Annotated in this window: 16 protein-coding genes; 6 read left to right on the plus strand and 10 right to left on the minus strand. The window is 64.4% G+C overall.

Annotated features, from left to right (window positions below; genetic code table 11):
• Positions 1–57: 57 nt before the first annotated feature.
• Together CQ050_RS01905 and tsaB are read right to left on the minus strand one after the other, a co-directional pair.
• A complete protein-coding gene (locus tag CQ050_RS01905; RefSeq protein WP_105555148.1) occupies positions 58–1,044 on the minus strand; it encodes a uracil-DNA glycosylase in 987 nt (328 codons plus the stop codon).
• Positions 1,041–2,309: a tRNA (adenosine(37)-N6)-threonylcarbamoyltransferase complex dimerization subunit type 1 TsaB gene (tsaB, locus tag CQ050_RS01910; protein WP_105555149.1), complete on the minus strand. Its 1,269-nt coding sequence runs from the start codon at positions 2,307–2,309 to the stop codon at positions 1,041–1,043. Before tsaB ends, CQ050_RS01905 begins: the two co-directional genes overlap by 4 nt.
• 131 nt (positions 2,310–2,440) lie before the next feature.
• Here tsaB and ompR point away from each other — a divergent pair, with 131 nt between their 5' ends.
• The 4 genes from ompR (at position 2,441) to CQ050_RS01930 (ending at position 5,805) form a co-directional block, all read left to right on the plus strand.
• Entirely contained in the window at positions 2,441–3,175 is a 735-nt protein-coding gene (gene ompR, locus CQ050_RS01915) for a two-component system response regulator OmpR (protein ID WP_003813882.1), read from the plus strand.
• Positions 3,176–3,209: 34 nt separating this feature from the next.
• Positions 3,210–4,604: an ATP-binding protein gene (locus tag CQ050_RS01920; protein ID WP_199196712.1), complete on the plus strand. Its 1,395-nt coding sequence runs from the start codon at positions 3,210–3,212 to the stop codon at positions 4,602–4,604.
• 59 nt (positions 4,605–4,663) lie between these two features.
• Positions 4,664–5,212, plus strand: coding sequence for a peroxiredoxin (locus tag CQ050_RS01925; protein ID WP_006217982.1), 549 nt, complete (start codon positions 4,664–4,666; stop codon positions 5,210–5,212).
• A gap of 74 nt (positions 5,213–5,286) precedes the next feature.
• Positions 5,287–5,805, plus strand: coding sequence for a carboxymuconolactone decarboxylase family protein (locus CQ050_RS01930; RefSeq protein ID WP_057284725.1), 519 nt, complete (start codon positions 5,287–5,289; stop codon positions 5,803–5,805).
• 186 nt (positions 5,806–5,991) lie between these two features.
• Here the strand turns inward: CQ050_RS01930 and CQ050_RS01935 are convergent, their stop codons facing one another.
• The 3 genes from CQ050_RS01935 to ispD all read right to left on the minus strand — a co-directional run bounded on the left by CQ050_RS01935 (position 5,992) and on the right by ispD (position 9,418).
• Entirely contained in the window at positions 5,992–8,106 is a 2,115-nt protein-coding gene (locus tag CQ050_RS01935; RefSeq protein ID WP_105555150.1) for a DUF4344 domain-containing metallopeptidase, read from the minus strand.
• Between the two features lie 146 nt (positions 8,107–8,252).
• The gene (gene ispF, locus CQ050_RS01940; RefSeq protein ID WP_105555151.1) at positions 8,253–8,738 is read right to left on the minus strand and encodes a 2-C-methyl-D-erythritol 2,4-cyclodiphosphate synthase; all 486 of its coding nucleotides are present in this window, start codon (positions 8,736–8,738) and stop codon (positions 8,253–8,255) included.
• On the minus strand, positions 8,735–9,418 hold the full coding sequence (gene ispD / locus CQ050_RS01945; protein WP_105555152.1) for a 2-C-methyl-D-erythritol 4-phosphate cytidylyltransferase: 684 nt from the start codon (positions 9,416–9,418) through the stop codon (positions 8,735–8,737). Before ispD ends, ispF begins: the two co-directional genes overlap by 4 nt.
• A 29-nt stretch (positions 9,419–9,447) precedes the next feature.
• Between ispD and mfd the strand changes: the two genes are divergently transcribed.
• Both mfd and serB read left to right on the plus strand, forming a co-directional pair.
• On the plus strand, positions 9,448–12,930 hold the full coding sequence (gene mfd / locus CQ050_RS01950) for a transcription-repair coupling factor (protein ID WP_199196713.1): 3,483 nt from the start codon (positions 9,448–9,450) through the stop codon (positions 12,928–12,930).
• 22 nt (positions 12,931–12,952) lie between these two features.
• Positions 12,953–13,810, plus strand: a complete 858-nt coding sequence (gene serB / locus CQ050_RS01955; protein ID WP_105555153.1) for a phosphoserine phosphatase SerB — start codon at positions 12,953–12,955, stop codon at positions 13,808–13,810.
• Between the two features lie 137 nt (positions 13,811–13,947).
• Here the strand turns inward: serB and CQ050_RS01960 are convergent, their stop codons facing one another.
• The 5 genes from CQ050_RS01960 to nuoL all read right to left on the minus strand — a co-directional run bounded on the left by CQ050_RS01960 (position 13,948) and on the right by nuoL (position 21,900).
• On the minus strand, positions 13,948–16,197 hold the full coding sequence (locus tag CQ050_RS01960; RefSeq protein ID WP_105555154.1) for a TonB-dependent siderophore receptor: 2,250 nt from the start codon (positions 16,195–16,197) through the stop codon (positions 13,948–13,950).
• Between the two features lie 324 nt (positions 16,198–16,521).
• On the minus strand, positions 16,522–16,851 hold the full coding sequence (locus CQ050_RS01965) for a DUF2818 family protein (protein ID WP_105555155.1): 330 nt from the start codon (positions 16,849–16,851) through the stop codon (positions 16,522–16,524).
• A gap of 13 nt (positions 16,852–16,864) precedes the next feature.
• Entirely contained in the window at positions 16,865–18,349 is a 1,485-nt protein-coding gene (gene nuoN / locus CQ050_RS01970; protein WP_105555156.1) for an NADH-quinone oxidoreductase subunit NuoN, read from the minus strand.
• A gap of 9 nt (positions 18,350–18,358) precedes the next feature.
• A complete protein-coding gene (locus tag CQ050_RS01975; RefSeq protein ID WP_105555157.1) occupies positions 18,359–19,861 on the minus strand; it encodes an NADH-quinone oxidoreductase subunit M in 1,503 nt (500 codons plus the stop codon).
• Entirely contained in the window at positions 19,858–21,900 is a 2,043-nt protein-coding gene (gene nuoL, locus CQ050_RS01980; protein ID WP_105555158.1) for an NADH-quinone oxidoreductase subunit L, read from the minus strand. The genes CQ050_RS01975 and nuoL overlap by 4 nt, the downstream gene beginning before the upstream one ends.
• Between the last annotated feature and the right edge of the window lie 9 nt (positions 21,901–21,909).

Consider the following 21,909-nt stretch of genomic DNA (forward strand, 5'->3'; position numbering starts at 1 on the left):
ATTCCAAAGAAAAACCGGGCCTTGGCCCGGTTTTTCTTTTGCGACCGGCGGCCGCCGTCAGACCATGCGGGACGCCAGCTTCAGGTCCTGCCAGGCCCGCGCCTTCTCGGACGGGCTGCGCAGCAGGTACGCCGGGTGGTAGCTGACGATGACCGGAATCTCGGCGCCTTCGTCCGTCTTCAACGAATGAACACGGCCCCGCAGGCTGCCGATCGTGGCGTCCGTGCCCAGCAGCGTCTGCGCCGCGAAGCGGCCCAGCACCAGGATGCGCTCGGGTTTGAGCAAGGCAATCTGCCGCATCAGGTACGGGCTGCAGGCCGCGATTTCCTCGGGTTTGGGGTTGCGGTTGCCCGGTGGACGGCACTTGATCACGTTCGTGATGAACACGTCGGTTTCCCGGCTCATGCCCACGGCGGCCAACATCGCGTCCAGCAGCTGGCCGGACCGGCCCACGAAGGGATGGCCCTGCCGGTCTTCTTGCTCGCCCGGGGCTTCGCCCACGACCAGCCAGCGGGTCGGGGTGGCGCCTTGACCGAACACGGCGTGGCGCCGCCCGTCGCACAAGCCGCAGGCGGTGCAGGCCACGACCTGTTCACGCAATTCGTCCAGATTGGCGTTCTTGACGGCCTCGGCCACCGGGATGCGCGGCGCCTCGACGACGTCGTCCTCGGCCGCCTTGGGCTCCGGGCGCGGAGGCGGGCCCGTGCGATTCAGGATGGACGCCGGAATGCCCGGACGGCCATTCGCGCGCTTGGACGCGACGGTCTCGACCACAGGCGCGGCGCCAGCAATGGCAGCCGGCGCGGCAGGCGCGGGCGCAGGCGCCACGGGCAGCGGCGCGGTGTCTTGCACAACGACGGCTGGCGTTGCGTCGGGAACGGAAACCGGTTCGGAAACAGGCGCTTGCGGCACCACGACGGGACGCACGGCGGCGGGCGCCGGACGCATCCACAGGCGTTCCATGCCGATTTCCCGCAGCCAGATCCTTTGCAGCGGATTGATGCGGGGAACGGCCGGCTTGGCGGCAGCGGTCGGCAGGCTCATGCCGCTTCCTCCGCCGCAGCCGCAAACCGCTTCTGCATGACCAGCGCGTCTTCACGGGCCCCCTTGGCGGCCGGGTAATACCCGCGCCGCACGCCGATCTGCAAATAGCCGTGATGTTGATAGAAGCTGACGGCGGACGCGTTGGACGGGCGCACTTCCAGCAGCACGCCTTCCAGTCCGCGCTGGCGCGCCTGCTGTTCGCACCAGTCAAGCAGGACGCCGCCCAGGCCCTGGCGATGCAGGGGCTTGGCCACGGCGATCACCAGCAGGTGAGCCACGTCGGGGGCGAACATCAGGATGCAGAAGCCCGCCACCTTGCCCTCGCGGCGGAGCACCCAGGCGCCGTATCCGGCAGCCAGCGCATCCGCGAAATTGCCGCGGGTCCAGGGAAACGCCTGCACATGGGCTTCCAGCGCCACGACGTCGTCCAGGTCGGCTTCGGTGAGCGGCTGCGGGATCAGGGGCGCTTGCGACGCCAGTGACGGCTGCGCCTTGGGGTTGCCACCTTCGCCACGCATGCGTTCGGCGGTGGTGAAGGCCACTTTGTCGCGCACGTACAGCGGTGCGGCCTGTTCGGGCGGCAGGGCCTCGCCACGCAGCCATCCCTGGCGCGCCAGCCGCGCTACGCTGGCGGCTTCAGGCCGTTGCGCGTCGGCGGCGCGGCGCCAGGCCGCGGGATGCGTCATGTCAGCCGCATAGGCGTCCCAGGCGTCGCCCGCCAGCACCAGATTCAGGCTCAGCCCCGCCTGGGCCGACCACGCTGGCAGATGGTGCTCGGTCCAGGGCACGACTTCGGCCGCCGCGATCAGCAGCGGCGGCTGCACGGTTTCCCAGCCGCCCTCGCCTTCCGGCGCGGCCGCCGGGCGGTAGACCGCCAGATAGACTTCATTCATGCGGGCGTCCAGGGCCACGACGATGGCATCGGACGGGGTTGCGTCCGCGACCTGGGCGGCAACCGCCTGGTGCGACACGACCGGCAGCACGGGTATGCCCAGGCCCAGCCCCATGCCCTGGGCCACGCCACAGGCCACGCGCAGCCCCGTAAAGCCCCCCGGCCCCTGGCCGAAGGCCACGGCGTGGAGCGACGAAGGCGCCAGGCCCGAGGCCGCCAGAAGCTCGTTGGCCATCGGCAAAAGCCGTTCGGCGTGCTCCTGGGAGCCCTCGTGTTCCCGGGTACTGACCTCCAGGCGGCCATCGACCGCCCGCAACAGGGCCACCCCACAACGGGACGAAGACGTTTCCAAAGCCAGCAGGTTTAGTTCCATAGATGCAGATTGTACGAAATACGGCGGCTTTGCCCCCGGTTGTAAGGGGGATTTCAACCATGGTTCGCAATGTGTAATATCTTGTGAACGCCCACTAGCCGCTGGTTCTCGTCACTGTTACATTTCCGGCCATGAATACGCAAAACACCACCCCCACCCGAAAAATCCTCGTCGTCGACGATGATCCGCGCTTGCGCGATTTGCTGCGCCGGTATTTGTCCGAGCAGGGATTCAACGTTTTCGTTGCCGAAGACGCCAAAGAGATGGGCAAACTCTGGCAACGCGAGCATTTCGACCTGCTCGTGCTGGATCTGATGCTGCCCGGCGAAGATGGCCTGTCCATCTGTCGTCGGCTGCGCGGTGGCCACGACAACACGCCCATCATCATGCTCACGGCCAAGGCGGAAGAAATCGACCGCATCGTGGGCCTTGAAATGGGCGCGGACGACTACCTGTCCAAACCGTTCAACCCCCGGGAACTGCTGGCACGGATCAACGCGATCCTGCGCCGCCGCGGCACCGAGGAACATCCCGGCGCCCCCAGCCAGGAAAACGAATCCATCGCCTTCGGCCCCTACGTGCTCAACCTGTCCACCCGTACGCTCACGCGCAACGGCGAACAGGTGCCGATCACCACGGGTGAATTCTCGGTGCTCAAGGTGTTTGCGCGCCATCCGAAGATCCCCCTGTCCCGCGACAAGCTCATGGAGCTGGCGCGCGGCCGCGAATACGAAGCTTTCGATCGCAGCCTCGACGTCCAGATCTCGCGCCTGCGCAAACTGATCGAACCTAATCCGTCCAAGCCCGTGTTCATCCAGACCGTTTGGGGTCTCGGATACGTGTTTGTGCCGGACGGTGGTAGCTGATCGGCTCGCCCGCCCCGGGCAGGAGCGCAGCCTCGTGCCCCGCTTGCGCAGAACCTTCAGGAACCTGACTTCACGTTTGCGGCTCGGCTTGTTCGGCCGCACGTTCCTGCTGCTTGCCGCGCTGATGTTGGTCAGCCTGGGCGCGTGGCTACAAGTCTTCTTCAGCATGGAGCTGGGACCGCGCGCCAATCAAATGGCGCAGCGGGTGATCACGGCCGTCAATATCACACGCACGGCGCTGATCTACTCGCACAACGGCGAACGCAGCAAGCTCCTGCTGGACCTGGCCACCAACGAAGGCATCCAGGTCTATCCGCGCGAAGTCACTGACTTTGCCGAAGCCCTCCCCGACGACGACTATTGGCAACGCGTTGCCCAGCATATCCGCACGCGCTTCGGTCCGGAAACGCAGATCGCCTGGGGCGTGAACCAGGTGCCTGGCTTCTGGGTCAGCTTCCAGATAGAGAAAGACCTGTACTGGCTGGTGTTCGAGCGAGAGCAGATCGGGTTGACGGGCGGGATCGAATGGTTGGGCTGGGGCGCCACGGCGTTGCTGCTTTCCCTTGTCGGGGCGGCGGTCTCGGTGGGCTTCGTGAACCGGCCGTTGTCGCGGCTGGCCCGGGCGGCCCAGGTGCTGTCGCGCGGCGAGACACCCGCAGCCCTGCCCGAGCAGGGTCCGCTGGAAATCCGCGACCTGAACGCCTCGTTCAATCGGATGGCCAAAGACTTGCGACAGGCCGAGGCAGACCGGGAACTGATGCTGGCGGGGATTTCGCACGACCTGCGCACGCCGCTTGCCCGCATGCGGCTTGAGATCGAACTGAGCGGCGTGTCGGAAGACGCCCGCCAGGCCATCGACGAAGACCTGGGCCAGATCGACCACAGCATCGGCCAGTTGATGGAATACGCACGTCCGGCCGGCACGCTGCCGCAACTGGCGACGGACATCTCGGCGGTCCTGGCCGAACTCTACGAACGCGAACGCAGCCACACGGCGTCGCTGGGTGGAGACCTCGACGCCTCGCTGGAACCGGGGCTGCGCGCCCGGATCACGGCGCTGGACTTGAAGCGCGTGGTCAGCAACCTGATCGAAAACGCGCGGCGCTATGGCCGGTCCAGCGACGGCATGGCGCACCTTGTCATGACGCTGCAAGCCGAAGGCGGCATGATCGTGATCGAAGTCTGCGACCGCGGGCCCGGCATCGCTCCTGAAGATGTCGACCGGCTGCTGCGGCCTTTCTCGCGGGGCGAGGCGGCGCGTACCGGTGTCAGCGGCGCGGGCCTGGGTCTGGCCATCGTCGAACGCCTGCTCAAGCACGTGGGCGGCACGCTGCGAATGCTCCCCCGAGAGGGCGGCGGGCTGACCGCGCGGATAGAGTTGCCCAAAGCCAAGTTTAGGAATTATCAATTAGACAACGATAATCCATAGCGTAGAATTTATGCTTTAAGGCACAGCCTTATTTCCACCAACAACTACTGGGAGTACACATGAAAACTGTTGGCGACAAACTCGAGCCCTTCAAGGTCACCGGCGTCAAACCCGGCTTCAACCAGCACGAAGAAAATGGCGTGTCGGCGTTTGAAGACATCACCGAAAGCTCGTTCCCCGGCAAGTGGAAGGTGATCTACTTCTACCCGAAAGACTTCACGTTTGTGTGCCCGACCGAAATCGTCGGCTTCAACAAGCTGGCCAAGGATTTCGAAGACCGCGACGCCGTCCTGCTGGGCGGCTCGACCGATAACGAATTCGTCAAGCTGGCATGGCGCCGTGAGCACCCGGACCTGAACAAGCTGGGCCACTACCAATTCGGCGACACCACCGGTGCCCTGATCGACCAGCTGGGCGTCCGTGAAAAGGGTGCTGGCGTTGCCCTGCGCGCCACGTTCATCGTTGATCCGGACAACACGATCCAGCACGTTTCGGTGAACAACCTGAACGTCGGCCGTAACCCGGAAGAAGTTCTGCGTCTGCTTGACGGTCTGCAAACCGACGAGCTGTGCCCGTGCAACCGTACGGTTGGCGGCGCCACGCTGTAATTTCCAGCCCGGCAACGGGCCTGCTTGCAGGCCCCGAGCTGGGCTTTAATTGCGCTAGATTATAGGTAAAAACTATGGAATTTCTTACCACCATTAAGGAACAGCTGCCGGATTGGGCCAAGGACATCCGCCTGAATCTGGACGCCGTGATTGCCCGTTCGACGCTCGCCCCTGAAGATGCCGTGGGCGCCGCCCTGTCCGCCGCCTACGCCGCGCGCAGCCCGGTGCTGGTGGAAGCCTTCAAGAGCGGCTTGTCGGAAGGCGACGCCAATGCCGCGCTGACCGCTTCGGCGCTCATGGGCATGAACAACACCTGGTATCCCTACGTGGAAATGACCGGCGATGCGCAGTTGAAGAGCCTGCCGGCGCAGCTGCGCATGAATGCCTACGCCACCCACGGCGGCGTGGAAAAGAAGCGCTTCGAACTGTTCGCGCTGGTGGCCTCGATCATCGGCAAGTGCCACTTCTGTGTGGCCTCGCACTATGAAAACCTGAAGAACGACGGCCTGTCGACCGAACAGCTGCGCGACGCGGGCCGTATCGCATCGGTGGTGAACGCCGCCGCCCTGGCACTGGCCGCCCAAGGAAAATAGCCCCCACGCCGCACACGCTGCGCGTGCTTGCTGCCCCCCGAGGGGGCGCTTTTTGCCTTGGGGCGGCCCGGCGGCAAAAATGGCCCCCACGCCGCACACGCTGCGCGTGCTTGCTGCTCTGCTCCTTGATGGGCACAAAAAAACCGCCTGTTCGCACAGGCGGTTTTTTCATGCGGCTGGCGATGGCTACTTCTTCGCCATGTCCGAGGTGGTCGGCAGGCCGTTGGCGGCCCATGCTTCGACGCCGCCGCGGTACCAGTAGGCCGGCCAGCCCAACGTCCCGGCGCGCAGGGCCGCGTTATAGGACGAACGGTCGTTCATGCTGCCGCCCAGGAACACGACCGGCACATCCCGCTTGCCGCCGCTTTTCTTCAGCAACCAGGCGTCCAGCGAGGCTTGCAGCTGATCAGTGACGCTGCCGTCCGAACCGGCGTCGGCCAGCGGGAAAGCGATCGGCACCGTGTCGCGCAGGCCGCTGGTATCGACGATCAGGATGTTCTTGTCGTTCTTGACCATCGACACCAGATCCGCAGTGGTAATCACCTGGGCCCGGTAGATCTGGTTGGGCGTCGGCCCCTTGTAGGGCGCGGCGAACAGCATGGTCGTGGGCGGCACGCCCATGTCTTTCAGTTCGTCGATGGCGCTGGGGGGCATGCCTTGGCCGGGCGCCGATTGCGGCTGCTGGCGTGGCGCAGTGGCCGGGCCGCCGCCCTTGTTGGCCACGACTTCGCCATTGACGGTACCCATTTCGATATCGGAAATCATCACCGCGATGCTCTCGATGAGCTCATAGCACATCGTGATCGAGCCTTCACGCGGGCTGTACCAGGCGTTGAGCTTGCCGCAGTCCTTGAACACCACGTTTACCGGACGCGGCAGCACATAGGTCTGCCCGAGCAACTTGATGTTGTTCGTGATCGCTTCGGAAAGGTTGTTGGCGAACAGATTGCCGATCTTGCGCGAAGACGGTTCGAAGACCACCTTCACCGGCGCGCCGGGCGCATTGGCAGGCTGCAGGCCGTCCGGCGTCCAGGTGCCGACGCGGGTATAAGGCGCCAGGATCTTGCGCCAGGCGCGGTTCTGCTTGTTGAATTCGTCCGAGCAACGCGCCTTGGTCCGGTCTTCAAGCCCGACGTGCTTGGCCACCGGCTCGAAGACGCTGGGATTACCGCCATACATGATGCAAAGCATGTTGCGGAAGCGCTTGAGGTCGCCCGTATGTTCGTCTTGCCAGGCCGAAGAGGCCGACGCGCCGTTGCTTTCAGCCACTTTGCCGCTGTAGTACCACTGCAGCGCGGCATAGGTGGCCGCATCGCGGGCCATGGTGTTCACGTCCTTGTCGTTCGACGGGTACATCGTCGGTTCGACAATCTGCAACGCCGCATAGATGTCGACCGCGTCTTCTTCCGCGCCGGTCGACGGCAATTCCAATTCGCCGATCAGCGCGTGGCCGAACTCGTGCATGAAAATGCTGCGCATGATCCCGATGTACACCGAAACGATGCGCAGGGTGTCGCCACCGAAGCGCGGATAGGGGCCCGCGCCCGGCAATCCCGAGCTGCCGTTGCCGGCGGCCGGGGTCTGGGCGGGTGCTGGCGTTCTTTGCGGATTACCGCCTTGCGGGGCGGTTTGCGGCGCCCCCGCGCCGCCGCCGCCGGGGCGCGGGGGCAGTCCGCCGGCGGGCGCCGCCGCGCCGGACGGCTTCGAACCCACATTCGACTCGATGGTGAAATCCGCGATGCCGAAGGTGCCCACGTCATACGCCATGATGCCGATTTCGGAACCCACCGCGGGTGAATCGGTGACGTCGCCGATAATCTGGCCGTTCACGACGAACCGGGCAGCGCCCGGAAGCTCGACCACTTTCATGCGGTCGGACCCATCCAGTTTCGCCAGGTTGGGCACCGACGCGATATCGCGTCGCTTCTGGCCTTCCAGGCAGAACAGCAACGTATTCTTGTCGGCCGTGATCTCAAGCAGGCACAAGCTCTTGGCGGCGCGGTTATTCAGCACGACGCCGATGGAGGCTTTCGGATTCTGCGAATTGACGACCACATTGACGTCGGTCACGCGGCCCGTTTCGGGCGCCGGCCCCACATTGAGATACAGCGTCTGTTCGCTGCCCGGCGTCGCCGTATTGCGCAAGCTGAACCAGCCGTCTTGCACGCCGGCGGTCCAGCCTTGCAGCAGTTGCTGCCTGACCGTGCCGGCCAGCGGGCCAAGCTGTTGTTCAAACTCGGCGTGTGCAGCCGAACTGAATGCACCTAGGACGAAAATCAGGGCGACGCCGCGTAAATGCATCCGAATGTCTCTGTGGTCGAAATTGAAGAGCGGAGAATATGCCAGATCAATTCGACCCGCTTATTTATTTGTTAAAGATGTATTCCAAAGTAAATAAGCCGGGAATTCATGTGCATCGCGCTGGGGCCGCCGGGTTCCTTCCCGGCTCAGGCGCGGGCCAGCAGGGCCACGACGGTAGCCGCGATGCCTTCCTTGCGGCCCAGATAACCCAGGCCCTCGTTCGTCTTTGCCTTGATGTTGACTTCGGTCTCGGCCAGACCGGTATCCGCGGCGATGTTCTTCACCATGGCCGGCGCATGCGGGCCGATCTTGGGCGCTTGCGCGTGCAGAGTGGCATCGATGTTCACCGGCGCCCAGCCGGCGCTGCGCACTCGCGCCATCGCCTCGCGCAGCAGCACGCGGCTGTCCGCGCCCTTGAAAGCCGGATCGGTATCCGGAAAATGCCGGCCGATGTCGCCCAGGCCCGCCGCGCCCAGCAGCGCGTCGGTGATCGCGTGCAGCAGGACGTCCGCATCGGAATGTCCCAGCAGGCCGTGCGTGTGCGGGATCGTGACCCCGCCGATGATCAGCGGGCGGCCTTCGACCAGCGCGTGCACGTCAAAGCCCTGCCCGACGCGAAAAGGAATGCTCATAGCCATTTTTCCATCAGTTCGAAATCATCCGGCCACGTCACCTTGAAGTTGCGCAAGGCGCCCGGAACCAATAACGGCGCATATCCGGCCGCCTCAAGGGCTGAAGCCTCGTCGGTGACGGTCACGCCATTCACGGAGGCCGCCGTCAGCGCATCGCGCAGCACGCCGGCCCGAAACATCTGCGGCGTCTGCGCCAGCCACAAGCCATTGCGGTCCAGGGTGCGCTCGACCCGCTCGTGGCCGCCCTTGACCGTATCGGCAACGGGCAACGCCAGCAAACCGCCAACGGGGTCGGCCAGGCAGGCGTCGATCAGGCGGCGCAGCGCGGCTGCCGGCAGGCCGGGACGAGCTGCGTCATGAACCAGCACCCAGGCATCGTCTGCCACCCCGCTGTCGGCCAACGCACCGGCAACGGTGTCGGCCCGGGTCGTGCCGCCGCAGGCGCGCCATACCGTCCGAGGCAGGCCCGCCAGCGCCGCGTCCACCCAGCCGTCGCCCGGCGTCACGGCCACGCGCACCTGAGACACCCGTTCATCGGCCAGCAGGGCGCGCACCGCATGGCGCAGCATGGGCTGTCCGGCCAATGGACGATACTGCTTGGGCACGGCCTGCGCGCCGGACGGGTTGGCGCGGGCGCCGACACCCGCGGCGGGGACGATTGCAATGATTGAGTCAGACATGGTGCGGTGATTTTATAATCTTCCGCTTGATGCCTGCTTCCAGCCTGATGCCCACCCCCAATTCCTCCGCCACCGCCGCCCCGCCCGTCCCGGCGACCGCCCCAACTTTGTCCGCGCTAAAACCCGGCGCGCGCTATGCGCAGCCCCGGCCGCCCGGTTCGGGAGACGCCTGGCTGCTGGCGGACTTGGCCCGTCAGGCGTCCGCGCCCGTGGTCATCCTGACCGCCGAGCCGGTGGAGGCCCAGCGGCTGGCCGAAGAAATCCAGCTATTCGCGCCGGACCTGCGCGTCAGCCAGTTGCCCGACTGGGAAACGCTGCCCTACGACGCGTTTTCGCCGCACCAGGACCTGATCTCCCAGCGTCTGCACACGTTGCACTCGCTGATGATGAAGACGGTGGACGTGCTGACGGTGCCGATCACGACCGCGCTGTACCGGTTGGCGCCGCCCTCGTTCCTGGCCGCCTATACGTTCTCGTTCAAGCAGAAGGACAAGCTGAACGAAGCCGCCCTGCGCGCCCAACTGACGTTGGCCAACTACAACCACGTCACCCAGGTGACCGCGCCGGGTGAATTCTGCCTGCGCGGCGGACTGATCGATCTGTTCCCCATGGGCTCGGCCGTGCCGTACCGGCTGGACCTGTTCGATGACGAAATCGAGACCATCCGCAGCTTCGACGTCGACACGCAGCGCAGCCTGTACCCCGTGCGCGAGGTCCAGTTGCTGCCCGGCCGCGAATTCCCGATGGATGAGGATTCGCGGACCCGTTTCCGCGCACGCTTCCGAGAGATTTTTGAAGGCGATCCGTCCCGCGCCCTGCCCTACAAGGACATCGGCAACGGCATCCCGTTTGCCGGCGTCGAGTACTACCTGCCGCTCTTCTTCGAGGAAACGGCGACGCTCTTCGATTACCTGACGGCAGGGACGGTCACCGTCACGGTCGGCGATATCGACGACGCGATCCAGCGCTTCAACCACGACACATCCAGCCGCTACGGTTTCTTGAAAAGCGACCGCGAGCGCCCGGTGCTGCCGCCGTCCTCGTTATTCCTGGACAACGAAACGCTCTACGCAAGCCTGAAGGCGTTCCGTCGCCTGTCGCTCACCGCCGGCGAGCCGCACCCCGACTTCAAAGCCGTGCCCGACGTCAGCGTGGCGCGCCGTTCCGAGGACCCGATCGCCAAGCTGCGCGCGCTGGTGCAGACCCGCCAGACCCGCGTGCTGCTGTGCGCGGATTCGGCCGGCCGCCGCGAGACCCTGGTGCAGATGCTGAACGAGTTTGGCGTCACGCCCGATGCGCAGCCGGAAACCATCGAAGCCTTTCTGGCGTCCGACGCAAACTTCGGCATCGTCGCCGCGCCGCTTGCCACCGGCTTCGGTTTGCCGCAGGCCAACCTGGCCTTCCTGACCGAAAACGACCTGTACCCGGGCCTGGCTTCGACCGGCCGGCGCGGCAAGCGCTCGCAGGAACGCGCCAGCAACGTCGAAGCGATGGTGCGCGACCTGTCCGAACTGCGCGCCGGCGACCCCGTGGTCCACGCGCAGCACGGCATTGGCCGCTACCATGGCCTGGTCAACATGGACATGGGCGAAGGCGAGATGGAATTCCTCCATCTTGAATACGCCAACGGCAGCACCTTGTACGTGCCGGTGTCGCAGTTGCACGTGATCGCCCGCTATAGCGGCGCCGACCCGGAAGCCGCGCCCTTGCACCAATTGGGCTCCGGCCAATGGGACAAAGCGCGCCGCAAGGCCGCCCGCCAGGTGCGCGACACCGCGGCCGAGCTGCTGGCGCTGTATGCGCAGCGCGCCGCCCGCGAAGGCTTCGCCTTCAATCTGCCGCTGAACGACTACCAGGCCTTCGCCGAAGGCTTCGGCTTCGAAGAAACAGCGGACCAGGCCGCCGCCATCGAAGCCGTGCTGGCGGACATGACCTCCGGCCGCCCCATGGACCGGCTGGTCTGCGGCGACGTGGGTTTCGGCAAGACCGAAGTGGCGCTGCGCGCGGCCTTCCTGGCGGTGGCCAACGGCAAGCAGGTTGCCCTGCTGTGCCCCACCACCCTGCTGGCCGAACAGCACGCCCAGACGTTCTCCGACCGTTTCGCCGACTGGCCGGTGCGCGTCGTGGAGTTGTCGCGCTTCCGCTCGGCCAAGGAAGTGGCCGCCGCCATCGAAGGCATCAACGACGGCCGCGTCGACATCGTCATCGGCACGCACAAGATCCTGTCCAAGGATGTGAAGTTCAAACGCCTGGGACTGGTCATCATCGACGAAGAGCACCGCTTTGGCGTGCGCCAGAAGGAAGCGTTGAAAGCGCTGCGCGCCGAAGTCGACGTGCTGACGCTGACCGCCACGCCCATCCCGCGCACGCTGGGCATGTCGCTGGAAGGCATCCGCGACTTCTCCGTCATCGCCACCGCACCGCAGAAGCGCCTGGCGATCAAGACCTTCGTGCGCCGCGAAGACGGCAGCACCCTGCGCGAGGCCCTGCTGCGCGAGCTCAAGCGCGGCGGCCAGTGCTACTTCCTGCACAACGAGGTTGAAACCATCCACAATCGCCGCGCGCGGCTGGAAGAACTGGTTCCCGAAGCCCGCATCGCCGTGGCCCACGGCCAGATGCCCGAGCGCGAACTGGAACAGGTGATGAAGGGCTTCTACCAGCAGCGCTATAACGTGCTGCTGTGCACCACCATCATCGAGACCGGCATCGACGTGCCCAGCGCCAACACCATCGTGATCCACCGCGCCGACCGCTTCGGACTGGCGCAGTTGCACCAGTTGCGCGGCCGCGTGGGACGTTCGCACCACCAGGCCTACGCCTATCTGCTGACGCCGGGCGAGGACGCCATCACGTCCAACGCCAAAAAGCGCCTGGAGGCGATCCAGGCCATGGAGGAACTGGGTTCCGGCTTCTACCTGGCCATGCACGACCTGGAAATCCGAGGCACGGGCGAAGTGCTGGGCGACTCGCAATCCGGCAACATCCAGGAGGTCGGCTTCTCGATGTACAACGAGATGTTGAACGAGGCCGTCCGCGCGTTGCGCGCGGGCGAAGAACCCGACCTGGACGCGCCCTTCAACCTGGCTTGCGAGGTCAATCTGCATGCCCCCGCGCTGCTGCCTTCCGACTACTGCGCCGACGTGCACGCGCGCCTGGGTATCTATAAGCGTCTGGCCCACGCCGCCAACGAAGACGATCTGATCCTTATCCAGGAAGAACTGATCGACCGCTTCGGCAAACTGCCCGAAGCCGCGCAAACGCTACTGGCCACGCATCGTTTACGACTGGCCGCGCAACCGTTGGGCATCGTCAAGATCGACGCCAGCGAAACCCAGGCGCTGATGCAATTCGGCCCCAAGACCACGGTCGATCCCGGCCGGATCATCGAACTTGTGCAACGCCAGCGCAACATCAAACTGGCAGGACAGGATAAATTGCGGATTGAGATCAAGGCCGCGCAGATCGCCGCTCGCGCCGACGCCATACGCGTCGTGCTGCGCGCCTTGAAATAATCCCGCCAACCTTCGCAACTTTATGACTACCCATCACCTTGTCGTCCAATCCCCCGGCCTGACCGTCGAACACGCGGAACAGCTGGCCGCCCTGGCTCAGGCCCAGGGCGTGGCGCGCATCAGCAACACCGCGGCCCGTCTGCTGGACGTGCAGCACGACGCCCTGACCCGCGCCGAAGTCGTGGCCTGGGCCGACCGCAACGGCGTGGATGTGGCCTTTCTGCCGGCCGGCCTGAAACTGTCGCAATGCAAGGTGCTTGCGATGGACATGGATTCCACGCTGATCAACATCGAGTGCATCGACGAGATCGCGGGTGTGGTGGGGGTGAAAGACAAGGTGTCCGAGATCACCGAAGCCGCCATGCGCGGCGAGATCAAGGACTTCGCCGAAAGCCTGCGCCGCCGCGTCGCCCTGCTCAAGGGCGTGCCGGCCGACGCGCTGGAGCAGGTCTATGTTGAAAAGCTGCGGCTGAACCCGGGCGCGGAACGCCTGATCAGCACGGCGCAAGCCGCCGGCATCAAGGTATTGCTGGTATCGGGCGGCTTCACGTTCTTCACCGACCGCCTGCGCGAGCGGCTGAAACTGGACAGCGCCCATGCAAACACGCTGGAAATCGACAACGGCCTGTTGACCGGCCACGTCGTGGGCGACATCCTGGATGCCTCGGCCAAGGCGGTCTACCTGCGTGAATTCGCCCGTGTGCACGGCGCCACGAAAGACCAGATCATCGCCATGGGCGACGGCGCCAATGACCTGCTGATGCTGGGCGCGGCGGGCTTCCCCGTCGCCTACCACGCCAAGCCGTTGGTGCGCGAGCAAACCCGCTTCGCGTTGAACGTGACGGGCCTGGACGGCGTGCTGAACTGGTTCGAAAGCTGATCGGCGGCAGCCTTCGCGGCCGTCCGAAACAACAACCCACCGCCTGCCCCCCAAAAAAAACCACCTTGCGGTGGTTTTTTCATTGCAGCTTCGAAACCGTACCGGCCCATCAAGAGCGGTCCGTCGCTACGGCCTCATCAATACCGGACCTTAAGCGACAGCAATGCCGCCCGGCCCGAACCCAACGCAGCATAGTGCGCCGCGTAAGCCTTGGTGTAGTACGTTTCGTCGAACAGGTTCAACACGTTCAGCTGGGCTGAGAAGTGCTCGTTGAACTCGTAGCCCGCCATCGCGTCGAAGCGCCAGTACGAAGGCACCCAGCGCGCCTTCGGCGTGCCATCCGGGTTGTTCGATGCGTCGGCATTGCCGAACTGCTTGTCGACGTAGTAGGCGCCGCCGCCGACCGTCAGCTTGGGCAGCACCTTGTAGGTGGTCCACAGGCTGAAGGCATTGCGCGGCGTATTGGGCAGGTCCTGGCCCACGGCGCCGCTGTTATAGGCGCCCTTGGTCACTTCGCTGTCCATGAAGGTGTAGCCGCCAAACACGTTCCACCTGGGCGTGATGTTGCCCGAGAAGCCCAGTTCGATGCCCCGCACCCTGGCCTCGCCCACTTGCGACACTTCCGTGGCGGACACGGCAACGCTCGTGTTCTTGCGAATATCGTGGAAGGCAGCCGCTGACAGCGTCAGCCGGTCGTCGAACACCTGCCATTTCGTGCCCAGCTCCACGGTACGGCTCTTTTCGGGCTCGAGCGACGCGCTCGTGGCCGTGGCGGCATCGCTGATTGCGCCGGCCGCGATGGCCGACGGCGTGGATGACGTGCCGTACGTCGCGTAAATCGTGCCATTGGGCAGCGGCTTGTAGGCCAGGCCCAACTGGTAGTTAAACAGATTGTCTTCGCGGCTGGTGTTGTAGAACGCCGGCGTGCCGGCCGGGTCGTTGCGGCCCTTCGCAATGTTGCTGCCGCTGGTGCGGTAGTTGTCCCAGCGCGCGCCGATGCTGGCTTGCCATTGTTCGTTGAACTTGATCGTGTCGAAGCCGTACAGCGCCACCGTGTCCGTGTTGTAGCGGGCCGGGTTGTCGTTGCGTTGCAGGTGTCCCGGATACGAGGTGCCCGGGTCCGGATCCCACAGCGAAGCGCACAGCGCCGGATTCGGGCTGCCCGCGCAGGCGCTGGTGCCCCCGGGAATGGACTCCGTATAGCCGTCCTTGTCCTGCTTGATGTTGCTGTATTCGAAGCCCAGGTCGAACGAGTGCTTCAGGCTGCCGGTATCGAACTCGCCGGTCAGATCCGTCTGGTTGGCGAAGCTCTTGGTGACGTAGTAGCCCGACTTCAACGCGCGGTAAACCAGCCCGTTGGGCACGTTGCCCTTGCTGTCGTCCGGGTTGGTGGCGGCGAAATCGGTCGTGCCACGGCCATACCGGGTCACGTTGCGCAATTGCAGCTTGTCCGAAAAATCGTGCTGAAAATCGACCGTCGCGACATCATCCCGCGTGCTCATGAAGTCCCGGCCCGTCAGGCCGTAGAACGTCTTGCGGCTCACGCCCCGCGTCTCCGTCACCGGCTGCCCCGTCTTCGGGTCATACGGAATGGAGTAGTCCGGCATGCTGTCGTCTTGATAATGGTAGTAGCTGAGCGTGATGCGAGTCGGCGTGCCGATTCCAAGCATCAGCGACGGCGCCACGCCCCAGCGCTCGAAATCAACGGCGTCGTCGCGGCCGGCCACGTCGCCCTTGTTGCCCATCACGTTCAAGCGGAACGCCGCCTTGTCGGCCAGGCGCCAGTTGCCGTCGATCGTGGCGCGGTAATTGTTGTCCGTGCCAATCTGGGCGGTGGCTTCGGTGAAGTCCGTCGCCTTCGGCGCCTTGCTGACCATGTTGATGCTGCCGCCAGCGCCACCCCGGCCCGAATACACCGAGTCCGGCCCCTTGATCACTTCCACCTGTTCCAGGTTGAACGTATCGCGCACCTGGGTGCTGGAATCGCGGATGCCGTCCAGGAACAGGCTGCCCGCGGCATTCTGGCCGCGGATGATCGGCAGGTCGCCGCCCGGACGACCGCCCTCGCCCGCGCCGAACGTGATGCCCGGCGAATTGCGCAGCACGTCTTGCAGCGTGGACGCCGCCTGGTCCTGGATCACCTGCTTCGGCACAACCTGCACCGTGCGCGGCGTATCCAGCAAAGGCGCGGTCATCTTCGGCGACGGCACTGTCGTCGTCTGGTACGAAGACCCTTCACCCTCCACCCGAACCGGGGCAAGCTGCGTCACGCCCGAGTCCGCGGACTGCGCGGCGGCGTAGGGGCTGATGAACAAGGCGGGCGCGGCAATGGCGGCGGCCAACGAGGTAGTAAGCGTATTCAGCGAATACGAATCTTGGGGCTTCAAACCAGCTTCTCCAGAATATGAATAGCAACGATTCTTATTTTTTTACCGGTTGCGATTTTGATCTTGGGCGCTGAATGAAACCTGAACAAAGCGCTGCGCTTAGGTTAAAGACGAAAAAAACAACACTTATGCCTGCAAGATCGCTATAAATAACGGCTTATAGCGCAATGGCGCGGCGACGCCCCTTGCAGCGTCACGGCAAGTCCGCGATGCCATTGCACGCGCCTGGGGTGGCCGCCCTGCTGCGCGGCCTTGCGTGCGGCACATTTCACGGACCCAAAAGAAAAACGCCCCTGAAGGGGCGTTTGGTGCCTTGGCGGACCATCAGGCGCGCAGACGGGGGTGCCGTTTGAACAAGTAGCGGTAGACGAAGCCCGGATAGGCCAGCACCAGGTACAAGCTCAGGGTGATCGCGTAGAACTCCCAGGTCTGGGCAAACCGGTTACCCAGCGTGGACTCGAACGCAAAACCCAGCGCGCCGACGATGGCGTAGAACACCAGCACTTCAACCAGGCGCAGCCAGAACGGTTTGACCACGGCCTCGCCGGCCTGCTTCCAGGGCAGGACGGCGAACACCCGTTCCGTCAGGAACGGGAGGTTGGCGCTGACAAGCGCCAGCGCGATCAACAGCCACACCGCCAGCGTCTGGTTCATGGCGGGTATCCGATTACAGGGACAGCGACGAACGGATGGCCTGTACGCACAGCGCCATCAGGCCGCCCGGAAGCAAGCCCAGCACCAGCATCATGGCGCCGTTGATCGACAGCAGCCCGCGTTGACCGCAGGTGGCGGCGATCGGTGCGGCGTCGGCCGCCGGTTCGTCGAAGTACACGACCTTGACGACACGCAGGTAGTAGAACGCGCCGATCAGCGAGAACAGCACGGCGATCACGGCCAGCGTGACGTGGCCGGCGCTGATCAGCGCTTGCAACACGGCCAGCTTGGCATAGAAGCCCACCAGCGGCGGAATCCCGGCCAGCGAGAACATCAGCAGCAGCACGATGGCGGCATGCCACGGGCTACGGCGGTTCAGGCCCTTCAGGTCGTCGATCTGCTCGCATTCGAAACCCTGGCGCGACAGCAGCAGCACGATGCCGAAGCTCGCCAGCGTGGTCAGCACGTAGGTCAGCATGTAGAACAGCGACGCGCCATAGGCGGCGGACGACAGTTCCGGCTTGCCCGCGACCGAGCCCGACATCAGGCCCAGCAGCACGAAGCCCATGTGCGAGATGGTCGAGTAGGCCAGCATGCGCTTGAAGTTGGTCTGCGCGATGGCGGTCAGGTTACCGATGGCCAGCGACAGCACGGCCAGGATCATCAGCATCGGCTGCCAGTCGGCGGCCAGGCCATGCAGGCCGTCCACCAGCAGGCGCAGCGTGATGGCGAAGGCCGCCAGCTTCGGCGCGCCGCCCAGAATCAGCGTGACCGCGGTCGGCGAACCCTGGTAGACGTCGGGCACCCACATGTGGAACGGCACTGCGCCCAGCTTGAACGCCAGGCCCGACACCAGGAACACAATGCCGAACACCAGCGCCATCTTCTCGGCCTTGCCGGCGGCGACGACCTTGGAGATCTCGGCCAGGTCCAGGTGGCCCGTGGAGCCGTAGACCATCGACATGCCATACAGCAGGAAGCCCGAGGCCAACGCGCCCAGCACGAAGTACTTCATGGCGGCTTCGGTGGCCACGACGTCGTCGCGGCGCAGCGCGATCAGCGCATACAGCGCCAGCGACATCAGTTCCAGGCCGAGGTAGATCGAGATCAGGTTCCCGGAGGAAATCATGACCATCTGGCCCAGCAGCGCGAACAGCGTCAGCACGTAGAGTTCGCCGCCCTTGAGCATGTCGCGGACCTGCGCATAAACGCGGCCGTAGACCAGCGTGGCGCCCACCGCGATATAGGACGCGATCTTCAGCAGGTGCGACAGTTCATCGGTGACGTACAGCCCGTGGAACGTCGCGCCCGCGACGCCGTTTTTCCATTGGAAGGCCGACACGACGGTCAGCACGCCCAAGGCCAGCAGGGTCAGCAGGAACGTCGGCTTGCGCTCAGGGTGATTGCTGACCGCGTCGACGAGCAGGATAGCCAGGCCGAAAACCAGCAGGAGGATTTCCGGTGTCGCCAGGGCGAAATCGATTTGGGATTGCATCATTGTCTTGTCTTACAGTTTCGAGACGGCAACGTGTTGCAGCAGGGCCTCGACCGACACGTGCATGACGTCGGTGAAGGGCTTGGGATAGATCCCCATGTACAACACGGCGATCGCCATCACGCCAAGAATCACAAATTCGCGGCGGTTGATATCGGTCAGTTCGCGCACATGGTCATTGGCGATGTCGCCCAGGACCACGCGCTTGACCATCCACAGCGAATACGCAGCACCCAGGATCAGGGCGGTGGCCGCCAACAAGCCGATCCAGAAGTTGTGCTCGACCGCGCCCATGATCACCATGAACTCGCCCACGAAACCGCTGGTGGCCGGCAAGCCGCTGTTGGCCATCGAGAACAGGATGAAGAACGTGGCGAAACGCGGCATCACGTTGACCACGCCGCCGTAATCGGCGATGCGGCGCGAGTGCATGCGGTCGTAGAGCACGCCAATACACATGAACATGGCGCCCGACACGAAACCGTGGGAAATCATCTGCACGATGGCGCCTTCGATGCCGGCCGTGTTGAAGATGAAGAAGCCCAGGGTCACGAAACCCATGTGGGCCACGGACGAGTAGGCCACCAGTTTCTTCATGTCTTCCTGGATGATCGCCACCAGGCCGATGTAGATCACCGCGATCAAGGACAGCGTGATCATCAGGCCAGCCAGGCTGTGCGAGGCATCCGGCGTGATCGGCAGCGAGAAGCGCAGGAAACCGTAGGCGCCCAGCTTCAGCATGATGGCGGCCAGCACGATGGAGCCGCCCGTGGGCGCTTCGACGTGAACGTCCGGCAACCACGTGTGGACGGGCCACATCGGCACCTTCACCGCGAATGCCGCCAGCAGTGCCACGAAGATCAGGATCTGTTCGGTCTGGCCCAGCTTGACCTTGTGCCAGGTCAGGATGTCGAACGAACCACCCGAGGCGTGCCACAGGTAGATGAACGCGACCAGGGTCAACAGGGAACCCATCAGCGTGTACAGGAAGAACTTGAATGCTGCGTAGATGCGGTTATCGCCGCCCCACGCACCGATGATGATGTACATCGGGATCAGCGTGGCTTCGAAGAACACGTAGAACAGCATGCCGTCCAGCGCCGCGAACACGCCCACCATCAGACCCGACAGGATCAGGAAGGCGGCCATGTACTGCGCCACGCGGCTGGTGATGACTTCCCAGCCCGCCAGCACCACGATGATGGTGATGAAGGCGGTCAAGAGAACGAACCACAGCGAAATGCCGTCGATGCCCAGATGGTAGTTGACGTTGAAAGCCTCGATCCAGGAGGCCTTCTCCACGAACTGCATGGCAGCCGTGGTGGAGTCGAAACCGGTGTAGAGCGGGATCGTGACGAGGAAACCGGCCAAGGCGCCGGCCAGCGACAGGCCGCGCGTCAGACCGGGACGGTCGTCACGGCCCACCGCCAGCACCAGCAGGCCGAATACGATCGGGACAAAGATCGCAAGCGTGAGCCAGGGGAAAGTGTTGGATGCCATCTCGCTTGCCATCATTGGGGAATCAGCACAAAGAAAGTCACCAGCGCCATGATGCCGATGATCATCGCGAACGCGTAGTGATAGATGAAGCCGGACTGCAGGTGGCGGCTGACCGCTGCCACCCAGCCCACCACGCGGGCGCTACCGTTGACCAGAAGGCCGTCGATGATGCCGCGGTCGCCGGTATTCCACAGGCCACGGCCCAGCGCGCGCAGGCCACGAGCGATGATCTGCTCGTTGACCCAATCCACGTAGTACTTGTTTTCAAGCACCTTGTTCACGCCAGACAAGCTGGACTTGATCGCGGCCGGAACCTTGGGGTTGATCAGGTAGCAGTACCAGGCGATGACGAAACCTGCCACGACCAGCCAGAACGGCAGGGTCTGGAAGGCATGCAGGCCATAGGCGACCCAGCCGTGCCATTCTTCGCTCAGTTCGTGCATCGCCGGATGCTGCGGCAGCACCGTGATGACGCCGTTGAAGAACTTGCCGAACAGCATCGGGTCCACGGCCCACGCACCCACCAGCACCGACGGGATCGCCAGCAGGATCAGCGGCAGCGTAACCACCCAAGGCGATTCGTGCGGCTTGCCGCCGTGATGGCCGTGGCCATGGTCGTCGTGCCCGTGGTCGTCATGGGCATGGTCGTCGTGACCATGGCCGTGACCGTGGCCGGTGGTGTCGAAGCGTTCCTTGCCGTGGAAGACCAGGAAGTAAACGCGGAACGAGTACAGCGAGGTCACGAACACCCCGATCAGCACGGCGTAGTACGCGAAGCTTGCGCCCCAGACGTTAGCGTGGCCGGCGGCTTCGATGATGTTCTCTTTCGAGTAGAAACCCGAGAAGAACGGCGTGCCGACCAGGGCCAGCGTGCCGAGCAGGAACGTGATCCAGGTGATGGGCATGTACTTGCGCAGGCCGCCCATGTTGCGGATGTCCTGGTCGTGGTGCATGCCGATGATGACCGAACCCGCGCCCAGGAACAGCAGCGCCTTGAAGAAGGCGTGGGTCATCAGGTGGAAGATCGCCACCGAGTAGGCCGACGCGCCCAGCGCCACCGTCATGTAGCCCAGCTGCGACAGCGTGGAGTACGCGACGACGCGCTTGATGTCGGTCTGGATGATGCCCAGGATGCCCAGGAACAGCGCGCCGATGGCGCCGATCACGATGATGAACGACAGCGCCACGTCCGACAGTTCGAACAGCGGCGAGAAACGCGCGACCATGAAGATGCCGGCCGTCACCATGGTGGCGGCGTGGATCAGCGCGGAGATCGGGGTCGGGCCTTCCATCGAGTCGGGCAGCCAGGCGTGCAGCGGAACCTGGGCCGATTTGCCCATGGCGCCGATGAACAGGCAGATACACGCCACCGTCAGCAGCATCCAGTCCGAGCCCGGCAGGGTCATCGCGGCCAGCTTGTCGGCTTGGGCGAACACGTCGCCGTAGTGCATCGTGCCGGCGTAGGCGAACAACAGGCCGATGCCCAGCACGAAGCCGAAGTCGCCGACGCGGTTGATCAGGAACGCCTTCATGTTGGCGAAGATCGCCGTGGGGCGGGTGTACCAGAAGCCGATCAGCAGGTACGACACCAGGCCCACCGCTTCCCAGCCGAAGAACAGCTGCACCATGTTGTTCGACATCACCAGCATCAGCATGGAGAACGTGAACAGCGAGATGTACGAGAAGAAGCGCTGGTAGCCGGGATCATCCGCCATGTAGCCGATGGTGTAGATGTGCACCATCAGCGACACGGAGGTCACCACGACCATCATCATGGCCGACAGCGGATCGATCAGGAAGCCGATTTCCAGCTTGGTCTTGCCGATCAGGCTCCAGGTGTAGACCGCGCCGTCGAACCGCAGGCCGTTCAGCACGTCGGCCAGCACCACCACCGAACCGATGGCGGAGATCAGCACGCCCAGGATGGTGATGACGTGGGACGCGCGACGGCCGATGGGACGGCCCAGGAAGCCGGTGCCGAAAAGGCCCGCGAGAATTGCTCCGGCCAGCGGTGCCAGCGCGATGAGCAAGTAGAGATTGGGTGAGCTAGACATTTTCTTCCA

Source organism: Achromobacter sp. MYb9 (assembly GCF_002975275.1).
Lineage (GTDB): Bacteria > Pseudomonadota > Gammaproteobacteria > Burkholderiales > Burkholderiaceae_B > Achromobacter.

Bases quoted from the DNA above. Each gene is read 5' to 3' on its own strand.
- CQ050_RS01935 (WP_105555150.1), bottom strand. From the start codon at position 8,106: ATGCATTTACGCGGCGTCGCCCTGATTTTCGTCCTAGGTGCATTCAGT.
- tsaB (WP_105555149.1), bottom strand. From the start codon at position 2,309: ATGGAACTAAACCTGCTGGCTTTGGAAACGTCTTCGTCCCGTTGTGGG.
- CQ050_RS01975 (WP_105555157.1), bottom strand. From the start codon at position 19,861: ATGATGGCAAGCGAGATGGCATCCAACACTTTCCCCTGGCTCACGCTT.
- ispF (WP_105555151.1), bottom strand. From the start codon at position 8,738: ATGAGCATTCCTTTTCGCGTCGGGCAGGGCTTTGACGTGCACGCGCTG.
- CQ050_RS01965 (WP_105555155.1), bottom strand. From the start codon at position 16,851: ATGAACCAGACGCTGGCGGTGTGGCTGTTGATCGCGCTGGCGCTTGTC.
- serB (WP_105555153.1), top strand. From the start codon at position 12,953: ATGACTACCCATCACCTTGTCGTCCAATCCCCCGGCCTGACCGTCGAA.
- nuoN (WP_105555156.1), bottom strand. From the start codon at position 18,349: ATGATGCAATCCCAAATCGATTTCGCCCTGGCGACACCGGAAATCCTC.
- CQ050_RS01925 (WP_006217982.1), top strand. From the start codon at position 4,664: ATGAAAACTGTTGGCGACAAACTCGAGCCCTTCAAGGTCACCGGCGTC.
- ompR (WP_003813882.1), top strand. From the start codon at position 2,441: ATGAATACGCAAAACACCACCCCCACCCGAAAAATCCTCGTCGTCGAC.
- ispD (WP_105555152.1), bottom strand. From the start codon at position 9,418: ATGTCTGACTCAATCATTGCAATCGTCCCCGCCGCGGGTGTCGGCGCC.
- mfd (WP_199196713.1), top strand. From the start codon at position 9,448: ATGCCTGCTTCCAGCCTGATGCCCACCCCCAATTCCTCCGCCACCGCC.
- nuoL (WP_105555158.1), bottom strand. From the start codon at position 21,900: ATGTCTAGCTCACCCAATCTCTACTTGCTCATCGCGCTGGCACCGCTG.
- CQ050_RS01905 (WP_105555148.1), bottom strand. From the start codon at position 1,044: ATGAGCCTGCCGACCGCTGCCGCCAAGCCGGCCGTTCCCCGCATCAAT.
- CQ050_RS01930 (WP_057284725.1), top strand. From the start codon at position 5,287: ATGGAATTTCTTACCACCATTAAGGAACAGCTGCCGGATTGGGCCAAG.